Source organism: Candidatus Paceibacterota bacterium (assembly GCA_036517255.1).
In the GTDB taxonomy this organism is placed as follows: Bacteria; Patescibacteriota; Minisyncoccia; order Phycocordibacterales; family WO2-35-19; genus DATDXE01.
In genome coordinates, this window is record DATDXE010000017.1 from 104507 (window position 1) to 115603 (window position 11097).

Sequence of the window (11097 nt, forward strand, 5' to 3'; positions counted from 1 at the left end):
TTTTATGACTCAAGGTTTACTTTTCCTTGTTCTGATTTCAGGGTCTCCTTAATTTTAAGTGCAACTCTAGAAAGAGAATCGAGAGCGTCGCACGCACCATCAACAGTAACTTTTTCTTGATGAACCGCCATTAAATTTTCGAGCACACTAAGTATTGATGGTGTGACAATTCCTGCCCCAGCTCCCGTTCTCCACTCTGTGATTACATTTTTTAAAATTTTCTGATCCGGAGTTTCTTGTATTTGTTCTGGTCCTTGTTCAGACATATGATCTTTTTGTTAATTTTGTAATATACTCCATTATAACATGTCTCTGAATGTGACCCTACAGAGAATCGAACTCTGATTTGAGCCTTGAGAAGGCTCCGTCCTAACCGTTAGACGATAGGGCCGTTTGTAATTGCACAAAAACCATAACACGAATTTAATGATTTTGCCATTCCTTATCCTGTCGTACCAGGAGTTCCTTTTTTCTTTCTGGTTCCGCCATGATTTCTTCCACTAGCCACTCCATGCGGATGGTGTTTTGGGAGCCTTTAGCCAGAACGATGTCGCCTTCTTTTATTATTCCCTGTAGGAACTTGCCCGCTTCCCTACTATTTTCAAATTGAAAAATATTATTTTCATCCATCCCATTTTCCAAAGAACCTAGAGCGACGAAGCGTGACAGGGGGCCTACGGTAATCAAAATATCAGCTACATCTTTTACTAACTTACCTATTTTCTTGTGTTCTTCTATTGCAAATTCACCCAGCTCTCTCATATCTCCTAAACAGGCTATCCTTCGGGACATTCCCTCAGGCCCTGTAGTTTTTATTTCCCCAAGTGTTTTTAAAGCAAGCCTTGCTGCTACAGGAGAAGAATTGTAACTGTCATCGATAACAGTACTTCCTTTTATTCCTTTTAAAATCCTCATTCTTCCAGGAGGAGTTACTATGCTTTCAGAAGCTTTTTGTATTTCTTCCATTTGCATTCCAAGAGCGATACCTACGCTTGCGGCGGCGAGAAGAGAGTAAACATGCCCTTCACCGAAAGCTCCGTCTATTTTGAACTTATGTATTTCATTTTTGTAATCTATTTTAAAATTTGTTCCTGTGATTTTACCTTCCTTGCTATACGCGATTTCCGGCTTGGTCGCTATAATGTCGGGAATTGTAAAACTTTCTTCCCCATCTTGGATGCCATAAGTTATTATTCTGGATTTTGTTTTATTCCTCATCTCTAACACTCTTTTATCATCGCCGTTAAGTATGGCAACTCCGTCTTGGCCTAGGGCTTCTACTAATCTTCCTTTTTCTGCCCACACTTCTTCAGGCGAAGCAAAATTGGCCACATGCACAGGCACTTCGGCTAAGGCGGTGATTACTGATATGTCAGGTTTTACCCAACTTACAATATTTTTAATGTCATTTTTTTGATCCGCCCCTACTTCTAGCACTAGAATTTTTGGATAATTCTTAGAAAAGAAAATTCTCCAAAATCCTAGTTTTATGTTCCATGCCCACCTGAACGGATTTGACCAAGCATTTTTTAATCCTAAAATAGTCAGGGGTACCCCTATCTCACTGTTGAAGCTTTTTTCACTTTTTCTGGTATGGGATTTTGAAGCGACTATGGTATGTATAGCATCTTTAGTCGATGTCTTACCCACGCTTCCTGTCACCGTTATAATTTTAGGATTGTGATGATTAAGCAGGAGTCTCGCTTCCCAAGTTAGTATTGAAACTACAATTTTTTTAAATAGATTTTTCATTTCTATCGGGTGGAATTTCGTAATAATTAATTAAAAATTTGGTTATCTCCATGAACGGTTCAGTTAGTGTTTCAGAAGCGTATTTTACACCTTTTGGATATGTATGGAAGAGAAATATTAAGAACTTCGGATTATAAGCTGGAAAATAACCAAAGAAAGAGTGCAAGTATTTACCATCGACATATCCTGAACGGCCTTCGTCCGACATTTGAGCGGTACCGGTTTTAGCCGCGATACTATATCCTTCCAACTTAGCTTTCCCCCCGGCTAAAGCTTCATCCACTACTTTTATAAGCATGCGAGTGATTTCAGTCGAAGCTTCTTTGGAAATCACCTGCTTGCCTTGTTCGAATGTAAATTTTTTAAATAAACCATTGTCATATTGAACCCTCTTCACTATATGAGGAGTAACGAGGTAGCCGCCATTACCAAGCGCTGACAGTGCTCTAGCTGTTTCTATCGGTGTCATAGCTATGCCTTGACCGTAGGAGGCTGTGGCCATCTCTATTTCTCGCGGACTTTCAAGGTTTGTGATGAGTCCTTTGGTCTCGTTTGGTATATCAATGCCAGTTTCGGTGCCGATTCCAAAACTTTTCATATATTCAGAAAATTTTTCGTTGCCTATTTTGAGGGCAACGTATGTTGCTCCGGTGTTTAAGGATTGATTCAGTACCTCTTGCATACTTACTATTCCACGTCCCCTACCATCGTAGTTACTTATTTTTTTGCCGTTTAAAGTGAGTGCTCCGAGGTCGTTGTAAGTACTATCTGCCTTCACTACTCCCGAATCAAGCCCACTTGCCATAGTGAGAGCTTTTATAATGGAGCCCATTTCAAAAACATTCTCTACTAGGGGGTTGCTATAGATGTGAGGATTTTTTTCCGACTGAAAACTATTCAAATCGAAAGTTGGGTTGTAAGCGATAGCATATATAGCTCCAGTCATGGGGTCGATCACTATTCCCCCCGCGCTCTCGCTCTGCCAAGTGTCCCGTATTTCTGATAGCTTGGATTCAAGGAATGATTGGGTCGAAGGTTCGATCGTGGTCACGAGGTCGCCTTGTGAGTTGCCGCCAACTGTTTCCTGTATATTTGAAAAAAGTTCAGCGAAAAAGTTGTTGTAAACCTGGGACGGATCTTTTCTTAGCACGTCCTCGTAGTATCTTTCTAGGCCGTACCTACCAGCCAACTCATTTTCGTTATAGGAAACAAAACCAAGAGTCTGTGCTGCGAGCTCATTGCCGGGGTAGAAACGCCATTTCTCTTGAGAGAGGACGATGCCTTTTAAATTAAGATTTTTTATTTTTTCTGCCGTCTCACTATTTATTTTCCTCGCCACTTCTTCATAGGGATCGTCATATTTTGAAGCGCGTGCCGTAAAATCGGCCCGATCGATGTTTACAAGGTCTGAAAGTTTGCGGAACATCTCTTCCGGATTTTCAATCAAGGATGGGTGGATGGCTAAGGTAAAGCCTGAACGTGTGAGGGCACCGGGTACGAGCTCTCCCATTTTGGATTCGAAGTAAATATTCCCTCGATCGTAGGGAGTAGTATTCGTGTTTATATACTGCCTGTCAGCTCGCTCTGTAAAGTTACCGCCGTAGACTATTTGCAGGAAATAAAGCCTGAAAAGTATACCAAGGGCACATAAAATCACAGTTACTCCTATTACCCGTATTCGGATCGAATGGCTGTGCGACATTTACAATAGATAATACAGTATTTATTGCTGATTCAAAGAGAGAGTTTTCCCAGATGGTGTTTTTGAAATGAAAATTTTGTTTGGGAGTTCATTTAAGCCGTAACTATAAGCTCTATTTATAGTCAAACCATTCTCACTTTCTATGTATTTATACTCGAGCTCACTTACTGCATTTTGCAAGCTTGTAAGTGTCGTCTCTATCGCCTCACGAGCTACCACATTGCGTACCGAGCTGTTGACACAATAAATATAAAATATAGCCGAAAGTAGAATACCGGTGATAAGGGCGTAGAGAGTAAGCGGACTTTCTTTTATTGCTATTATTTTTGATCTCATATTTTTTCTATTGCTCTTAGTTTGGCACTTCTTGCTCGTGGATTCTCTTTTATTTCTTCCTCACTTGCTATAATCGGTCTCTTATTTAAAATATTTGCCCCTTCTTTTTCTCTCAACTCTTTCCATAATCTTTTGACTATTCTGTCCTCCAAGCTATGGAAAGAAATGACAGCGATCCTTCCTCCTGGTTTCAAAATTTCGAAAGCCTTCGACAATCCTTCCTCCAATGCTCGCAATTCATCGTTCACCGCTATTCTCAAAGCTTGGAAGGTGCGAGTAGCTGGGTGGATTCTCCTAAAGTGATACCAAGTAGGGGTGGCTTGTTTTATAATCTGTACTAATTCTCCTGTTGTCTTTATTTTTCCGACCGTTCTTTTCTCGACGATTGTTTTGGCGATGTGCCTGGCAAATTTTTCTTCACCGTAACTTTCGATGACGGTCGCCAAATTTTCTTCCTGCCACTCGTTCACGATTGTTTCTGCTGTGAACGGGGCTCCTTTTGAGTCGGTAGAAAAGGTCATGAGTAGAGGTTCGTCCTTCTGAAAACTGAATCCCCTACCCACTCCGCCAGCTGGCGCCTCAAATTGGCTCCTGTTCCATCCGAGATCAAAAAGTATTTTATCGGGATTTCCAATTTCTAAAATCTCAGTAACCTTATCGATGTTTCTGAAATTCAGCACCGCAAGCTTCGGCCTTGCTTCCAAGAGTTCTAATCTTGTTTTGGCTACTTCTACTGCGTCGCTATCGGCATCGATTCCTGCGAGTGTCACTTTTTTGGGGAATCTTTTCCATACCTCTTCGCTATGGCCGCCATTGCCGAGGGTGGCGTCGAGGTAAATATCGCCTTCCTCTATGTTTAGAATCTCCAAGGATTCTTTTAAAAGAACAGGTATGTGAGTCATAAATTCATCCAACTAGCCTCACATAATTCCAAGCCCCGAAAGTTTCTCGGCCAGGCCGAGAGCTTCTTTCTCGACAACCTTGCGATACTGTTGCCAATTCTTCTCACCCCATATTTCGACTCGATTCTGGACTCCTATCATCACCACTTTGCCTCTGAGTCCAGCTCTGTCTCGAAGGAAGTCAGGGATAAGGATCCTGCCTATCGAATCGACCTCTGCTTCGTAAGCTCCAGCAAACATATAGCGGGTGAAGCTACGCATATCACTTGAGAGCATCGACGCATTTTCTGAAAGTTTTTTGGCTACCCTTTCCCATTCTTTGGCGGTGAATGTAAAAAGGCAGTTATCCAAGCCTGGGGTGACTACCAGTTTCTTTCCTAAAATCCCTCGAAACTTAGCAGGTAAAGACACTCTGTTTTTATCGTCTATGGTGTGAGTGTATTCACCTATCAGCATTTAATTTTTTACTCTCTATTTCCTTAATTTATAATTTTCCACTTCTTCCCACTTAACACCATTCTATACCACCCTCTTACACCTCGAAACACACTTATCCACAAAATACTGCCTTTTGAGCAGTACGTAACAGTTCTGATAAAAAGCAATATACGCCTTACTCGGGCGAATAAGCCCATATGTTATTTATCGAGTTAAATGCTTAATAATTCGAGGACTTTTTTACGATCAATGGCCCAGAGGAAGGTCGAAAGGCGTGGACCTTGGTTTTTGGTGATGAGGAGATTGTAAACATGTTTAAAAAATTCTTTTTGAGCCGGAGCATTTTCTTTATCAGTGAGATCTGGATCTTTGGGTATTGAATATACCAAGTGTTCAAGTTCTTCGATCGAATTTTGACTATTTTCTAATTCTGTTCTTAATTTTTTAACCTGATCTATAGATTTTTCATTCATAGTCGATAGGTATTCTTTATTTAGAGAATCTCTAAGTACTAAAAGCTCATCTTGATTGTATTTTAAAAGCCAATTTTTAGCTTTGGGTATGCGTATTACTATCGAGTGTTCATCATAATTTACTTTTAAATCCAGACAAAGTTTTTTAATTTTCTCAATATTCCATTGAGTCATTTGCCCTAGGGCTACTGCCTGTTTAAAAGGGATCGAGTTTCCTCCATGTTCTTTGTCGAATTCATCATATTGGCGATAAATCTCGGTATCAAAAGCCAAACTAAAAGCTTGATCTGGCCTCTTTCTAAGGTAGAGCCATTTTAAAAGTTTTGGTTCATATATCTCTAGTAATTCTGCCGGAGATATAGCATTACCTTTTGAACCCGACATCTTTGCCCCTAAACCTTGAATGCCTACAAATTTATATTCCGCGAAAACAGGTTCTTTGGTATTGAATATTTTTTGAGCGATTTCTGTTGCTACATCATAACTACTCCCAGGAGAAGCGTGATCATGGCCTCCTGGTTCAAATACCACTTTTTCTATTCCCCATCGCATTGGCCAATCTATCTTCCACGCAAGCTTAGCGATTCTATTTTTAGACAGGTCTACTTTTTCTATGTTTCCCGTTTCGATGCATTTGTACTCCACTGTTGATTCACCATCGAATCCTAATATTTGTGTTACATCTTTTCCGGTAAAACGAGAATAGACTGAAATAGGATAATATTTTTCTATATATTCCGATTCCACTATACCCCCCTCACTCTTACCTTTATCAGTCATAAAAGAAAGAAGAATTTTAGCTACTTCTTTCCTTTTATTTAAAGCTAAAAATAAAAACTGATCGTACCTACCACTTTCATATTCTTTGGTCTGATATCTATATTCAAGTTCTATACCGAGAGAAAGCATAGCTTCCTCAAAAGGTTTCTGGAAATAATCAGCGTAAGATTCGAATCCGGATTCTGGACTTGGTACTTTCGATAACGGCATACCTATGTATTTCTCAAAATCTTTTGGCGCGTTAGCCGGTATCTTTCTTAAGCGATCAAAATTATCCCAAGAGAAAATACATCTGGTGATGAACCCTTTATTTTTTAGCGCTTCGAATACAGCGTAAGAGGTTACCACGTCTCTAAAGTTACCAAAATGCACTGTGCCTGAAGGACTTATTCCGGCGGCGCAGGTGTATATTGTTTCTTTCGGGAATATTTCTAGGACTTTTTCTACGGCTAATTCAGTCCAATTTTTATCAGAAAGATTTACTTTGTCGATATCTAGTCTCACACTGCTATTTTATATCAACCAACTTGTAAGCGATAGGGCCTTTGGGGGCATTGAAAGTGAAAGAAGAGCCTTTTTTGGTGCCCATGATAGCTTGGCCGAATGGGGAGGTAACCGATATTTTGCCACTTGCGATGTCAGCCTCCTCGGCTCCCACCAGAGTATAAGTTTTTTTCTCATCGTCACCTTCTTTTTTGACAGTCACTACCGAGCCGACACTGACAGAGTCGGTTGAGTGAGTGGAAACGATTTTTGCATTTTTTAGAATAGATTCAATGTGGTTTATTCTGTCTTCCACTGCAGCTTGAGCATCACGAGCTTCATGGTATTCGGCGTTTTCAGAAAGGTCGCCCAAAGATTTTGCGTAATTCAAACTTTCCGCAACTTCTTTGCGCTTAATTTTCTTTAAATAATCGAGCTCTTTCACGAGCTCATCGTATTTTTCTTGGGTTAAATATTCCATTATCCTTCCATTATTCCCGCTCCCATCTTCTATAATTAACACTATACTATACTAATTTTTACGATTGTCAATCCCGCTTAGCTCTTAAACTGTATAAGCACTTCAAAGTCAGCTTTCAAGGTATCTTTGGTGTGTGAGTTATACACAGCTACAGCCGGGTGATAAAGAGGGATCACTTTTATTGCTCCGTAGCTTGTCCTGGTGTCGAAAACTTTACCATGCATCTTGCCTATGGGCTCCAGCTCAAATTCAAGGCCAAATTTTTGCATTACATAGTTACTCGAATACCTGCCGAGCCCGGCTATCACTTTTGGCTGGATGATTTCTACTTGCCTGTCGAGGAATGGTCCGTAAAGTTCTATTTCTTCTGGTAAGGGGTCACGATTTTGAGGGGGCCTATCCTTCACTATGTTTGTAACATAAACATCTTCCCTTTTTATTCCGGCTGAAGCCAAAAGTTCATCAAATATTTTACCTGCCGCCCCGCAGAAAGGTCTCCCAGTTTTAGCTTCGTTTCTTCCTGGAGCCTCACCGATAAACATAATTTTTGCAAAATGATCCCCTTCTCCTATTACTGGTAAATTTTTATTTTCTATTCTAAATGTATATAAAGGCGACTTTTTTAAAGCTATCACCTCGTCTTTTATTTTTCTCAAAGCTTCCTTTCGCTCTTCTATAGTGTCCATACGTATTTAGATTATTTCAGATATCCTTCTTTTTTCAAAATTTTAACTTTGTTTTTAATACCACGATTATAACCGTGCATTTTGCCGTCCGAACCGATTACCCGATGGCATGGAATTTTCGGGTCATAATTTTTAGAAATTATGTTACCGACTGCTCTATAGGCATTTGGACTCCCTGCTTTCATTCCTACTTCCTTATATGTCAGCATCTTCCCTCTAGGAATTTTCTTCACCACTTCATACACTTTTTCTTTGAAAGATTTCATCAGTCTACTACGTGTTGTTTACCGACTCTATATATGCACAGTATTCACAATTCGGTGATTTGCGAGGCGTAGATTCAGAATCAAGGCAAGCTTTCATGTCGGTAAGTGTTTCTGGAATCCACGAATCGGAGCCAGTGTAAGGAATAAGTTTAATATCAAATTCGAGCTTACCATCGAAAGCTTCTCTATCACGTTTACCATTGGCGTATACGAAGTAGCCAGTGTCAGAAACCTTAAAATTATTTTGTCGGAAGAGCCACTGATATACTTCCATTTGTCTCTTATAACCATTTTGCCATTCTGCATCAAGATTTACCTCTTCGGTTTTACTAGTCGCTTTATAATCGACTACTATCAGTTCCTTTTCTCCTTTATTATTCTGCCACACGTCATCAACCCCACCAAAAACTATAAAATTAGTGGACTTGTGGAAAGTCTCGACTCCTTTAAAAGCATCTCTCCATGTATCCATATCTTTGTGTTCAAAAGGTACAGCGTCTACTCCATAACTATCCATGAGTGGATGCGGAGTTCCTTGTTTTCGATGCATATCGAATTCTCTTTTTAGCAAAGTGTCGACCGCGCTGTTCAAGTTAAATGGAAAACCCTGTGGTCTCGATACCCCCAGCCTCCTATCCAAATAAAAACACTTCGGGCATTCTATGAAGAGATCTATTTTTGAACGACTTATCCTGAAAGGCTCGCTCGAACGTGGGTCGTATAATTTTTTTCTATAAAAAGCCATAATTAATTATGAATCTCCGCTATCTCTTTGACCATCTTCTTCACTTTCTCTGTGTGTATGCCTACATCGATTGCGAGCTGCGGGTCAAGGGCTACAGTTTTGCATAATACTATACCAGCGCCCAAAAGCATTTGTTTTTCGACGTTTGAAATGCTGTGTAGACAAGTAATCGGGTGGAGACCAGCGTGTTCCACCAGATCTTGCAAGTTGCCTTCCTTCGGGTAATTCCAACCTATTAATTTCATGTTTTTGCATTCAGCAAAATGTATGGCCTGTACTGAGAATTTGGTATTGGTTACCAACCAGCTTTCATCCACTTTTCTTTTACCGCCATAATCGAAATATATATTTTCTAAGTCATCGAAACGCTCTTTTATATAAAGCACTACTTTTACATCCGATTTTATACCGAGTTCATTGTGAAATTTGGCTTCAACAATAATAAGCTTATTTTCATTCCAGGCTACTACATCGACCTCATGAGGGATGCATTCTCCTAGAAGTTCGACATCGGTCTCTGTCTGATACCCTTTTGATTTGAATATTTCAGCTACAAATCGTTCGAAAGGAAATCCGGAAGGTCCAAGCTCCATGATAGCTTTACGCAAGGAGTACTTTACTGCCACATGTTTCATTTGTCGCGCCAACATATCGAAAGCGTGACTATATATTTCTTTGGTGCTCATGCCGTCGTGCAACTCAGCTTCTATATCTTTTGTGATCTTTTCTGCAAGATCAGGGGTGGCTTTCGCTCGCATGAGCGAAGCCGTTAGTTTTTCACTGTCGAAAAGTTGCCTTTCTCCTGTTGATTTAATGATCTCCACTTCTTTTTTCACTTTACCATTATCTCATACGTTACTCTAAAATGCCTCCTCCCAAACACTTTTCTCCGTCATAAAATACTAAAGATTGGCCTGGTGAAATATAGGTATCTTCTCCCAACTTTACACTTACCTGTCCTTTTTTTACTATTTCTACTTGGCATTTTATTTTCTTCTGCCTATACCTCAATCTACAGTGTAAACTTCTCAAATTAAATTTATTTAGATCCGTAATCCAGTTGATCTGCTCTAATCTTATGTACAGAGGGTCACCCTCTTTACATTTTAAATCCGTTGTAATTTTAGAGCTTACAGTGATAGTGTTTTCTTTTATATTTTTTGAAGCCACATACAAAGCTTTGTCATTAGATAATTTTTTAGTAACGGTAAAACCATGACGCTCGCCTATCGTAAAAAATACTGCCCCTCTGTGGCGTCCTATCACTTCTCCCTTTTCATTTAGTGTATTGCCCTGTTTTTGTTCAATATATCCAGAAAGAAATTCTTTCATGTCGATTTGACCAAGGAAGCACAAGCCCTGGCTATCCTTCCTCACGGCTTGGGGTAGTTTGAATTTTTTAGCCAATTTCCTTACCTCCTCTTTTTGTAGATGGCCCACAGGAAATACAATATGTTTAAGTTGTTCTTGGGTTAGTGTCCAGAGGAAATATGATTGATCTTTGTTTTTGTCCTTCGCTTCTAATATTTCGAATTTCGAATTTCGAATTTCGTGCTTTATACAGTAATGCCCTGTTGCTACAAAATCAGCGCCTTTGCCTATTGCCCAATCTAAAAATGCGCCAAACTTTATTTCTTTATTGCACATGACATCGGGATTCGGAGTCCTACCCTTTTTATACTCATCGATCATATAATCCACAACTTCTTTCTTGTATTCTTTTTCTAGATCCAAAGTTACAAAAGGGATATCCAAAATAGCTGCCGCTCGCATAGCCGAACGCCTATCTTCTCTCCAGGTACATACATAACCTGGAGGCGTCCATGCTTTTATAAAGACTCCAGTGACCTCATAGCCTCCCTGCTTCAATAAGGCGGCACTCACAGCACTGTCCACCCCCCCAGAAAGGCCCACGAATACCCTCCCTTTATCCCCTCCCTTATTTTTTACTGCTTGACTTTTCATACTCAATTATGCTATAATACACTCGGATTTCAATTCGGGCAACTAGCCCCACACGGAGAGCAATATGAGAAAAGCTTGTGCAATTCGT

At 40.0% G+C, this 11097-nt stretch carries 13 protein-coding genes and 1 tRNA gene; all 14 read right to left on the reverse strand.

Annotation, left to right across the window (positions count from 1 at the left end; all coding sequences use genetic code 11):
* Positions 1 to 2: 2 nt before the first annotated feature.
* The 14 genes from VJH67_03900 to mnmA all read right to left on the reverse strand — a co-directional run bounded on the left by VJH67_03900 (position 3) and on the right by mnmA (position 11009).
* A complete protein-coding gene (locus VJH67_03900; protein ID HEY4516301.1) occupies positions 3 to 266 on the reverse strand; it encodes a hypothetical protein in 264 nt (87 codons plus the stop codon).
* Positions 267 to 319: 53 nt separating this feature from the next.
* Positions 320 to 391 (reverse strand) — tRNA-Glu (locus VJH67_03905).
* Positions 392 to 423: 32 nt separating this feature from the next.
* Entirely contained in the window at positions 424 to 1752 is a 1329-nt protein-coding gene (gene murF, locus VJH67_03910; protein ID HEY4516302.1) for a UDP-N-acetylmuramoyl-tripeptide--D-alanyl-D-alanine ligase, read from the reverse strand.
* Positions 1736 to 3454, reverse strand: a complete 1719-nt coding sequence (locus VJH67_03915; protein HEY4516303.1) for a penicillin-binding protein 2 — start codon at positions 3452 to 3454, stop codon at positions 1736 to 1738. The genes murF and VJH67_03915 overlap by 17 nt, the downstream gene beginning before the upstream one ends.
* Before the next feature lie 21 nt (positions 3455 to 3475).
* A complete protein-coding gene (locus tag VJH67_03920; GenBank protein HEY4516304.1) occupies positions 3476 to 3790 on the reverse strand; it encodes a hypothetical protein in 315 nt (104 codons plus the stop codon).
* Positions 3787 to 4692: a 16S rRNA (cytosine(1402)-N(4))-methyltransferase RsmH gene (gene rsmH / locus VJH67_03925; GenBank protein ID HEY4516305.1), complete on the reverse strand. Its 906-nt coding sequence runs from the start codon at positions 4690 to 4692 to the stop codon at positions 3787 to 3789. Before rsmH ends, VJH67_03920 begins: the two co-directional genes overlap by 4 nt.
* An 18-nt stretch (positions 4693 to 4710) precedes the next feature.
* Entirely contained in the window at positions 4711 to 5148 is a 438-nt protein-coding gene (gene mraZ / locus VJH67_03930; GenBank protein ID HEY4516306.1) for a division/cell wall cluster transcriptional repressor MraZ, read from the reverse strand.
* Positions 5149 to 5342: 194 nt separating this feature from the next.
* Positions 5343 to 6887: a lysine--tRNA ligase gene (gene lysS / locus VJH67_03935; protein ID HEY4516307.1), complete on the reverse strand. Its 1545-nt coding sequence runs from the start codon at positions 6885 to 6887 to the stop codon at positions 5343 to 5345.
* A 4-nt stretch (positions 6888 to 6891) separates the two neighbouring features.
* Positions 6892 to 7347 carry a transcription elongation factor GreA gene (greA, locus tag VJH67_03940; protein HEY4516308.1) on the reverse strand — a complete coding sequence of 152 codons (456 nt, stop codon included), beginning with the start codon at positions 7345 to 7347 and terminating at the stop codon, positions 6892 to 6894.
* Between the two features lie 77 nt (positions 7348 to 7424).
* Positions 7425 to 8033: a uracil-DNA glycosylase gene (locus VJH67_03945; protein HEY4516309.1), complete on the reverse strand. Its 609-nt coding sequence runs from the start codon at positions 8031 to 8033 to the stop codon at positions 7425 to 7427.
* 11 nt (positions 8034 to 8044) lie between these two features.
* Entirely contained in the window at positions 8045 to 8299 is a 255-nt protein-coding gene (locus VJH67_03950) for an MGMT family protein (GenBank protein HEY4516310.1), read from the reverse strand.
* 7 nt (positions 8300 to 8306) lie between these two features.
* Positions 8307 to 9044 (reverse strand): PD-(D/E)XK nuclease family protein, encoded by a 738-nt coding sequence (locus VJH67_03955; protein ID HEY4516311.1) that lies wholly within the window; start codon positions 9042 to 9044, stop codon positions 8307 to 8309.
* Between the two features lie 2 nt (positions 9045 to 9046).
* The gene (locus VJH67_03960) at positions 9047 to 9880 is read right to left on the reverse strand and encodes a restriction endonuclease (protein ID HEY4516312.1); all 834 of its coding nucleotides are present in this window, start codon (positions 9878 to 9880) and stop codon (positions 9047 to 9049) included.
* Between the two features lie 19 nt (positions 9881 to 9899).
* On the reverse strand, positions 9900 to 11009 hold the full coding sequence (mnmA, locus tag VJH67_03965) for a tRNA 2-thiouridine(34) synthase MnmA (protein HEY4516313.1): 1110 nt from the start codon (positions 11007 to 11009) through the stop codon (positions 9900 to 9902).
* Positions 11010 to 11097: the final 88 nt, after the last annotated feature.

Excerpts from the sequence above, each read along its gene's own strand:
- VJH67_03900 (HEY4516301.1), bottom strand. The coding sequence starts at position 266 with ATGTCTGAACAAGGACCAGAACAAATACAAGAAACTCCGGATCAGAAA.
- murF (HEY4516302.1), bottom strand. The coding sequence starts at position 1,752 with ATGAAAAATCTATTTAAAAAAATTGTAGTTTCAATACTAACTTGGGAA.
- VJH67_03915 (HEY4516303.1), bottom strand. The coding sequence starts at position 3,454 with ATGTCGCACAGCCATTCGATCCGAATACGGGTAATAGGAGTAACTGTG.
- VJH67_03920 (HEY4516304.1), bottom strand. The coding sequence starts at position 3,790 with ATGAGATCAAAAATAATAGCAATAAAAGAAAGTCCGCTTACTCTCTAC.
- rsmH (HEY4516305.1), bottom strand. The coding sequence starts at position 4,692 with ATGACTCACATACCTGTTCTTTTAAAAGAATCCTTGGAGATTCTAAAC.
- mraZ (HEY4516306.1), bottom strand. The coding sequence starts at position 5,148 with ATGCTGATAGGTGAATACACTCACACCATAGACGATAAAAACAGAGTG.
- greA (HEY4516308.1), bottom strand. The coding sequence starts at position 7,347 with ATGGAATATTTAACCCAAGAAAAATACGATGAGCTCGTGAAAGAGCTC.
- VJH67_03945 (HEY4516309.1), bottom strand. The coding sequence starts at position 8,033 with ATGGACACTATAGAAGAGCGAAAGGAAGCTTTGAGAAAAATAAAAGAC.
- VJH67_03950 (HEY4516310.1), bottom strand. The coding sequence starts at position 8,299 with ATGAAATCTTTCAAAGAAAAAGTGTATGAAGTGGTGAAGAAAATTCCT.
- VJH67_03955 (HEY4516311.1), bottom strand. The coding sequence starts at position 9,044 with ATGGCTTTTTATAGAAAAAAATTATACGACCCACGTTCGAGCGAGCCT.
- mnmA (HEY4516313.1), bottom strand. The coding sequence starts at position 11,009 with ATGAAAAGTCAAGCAGTAAAAAATAAGGGAGGGGATAAAGGGAGGGTA.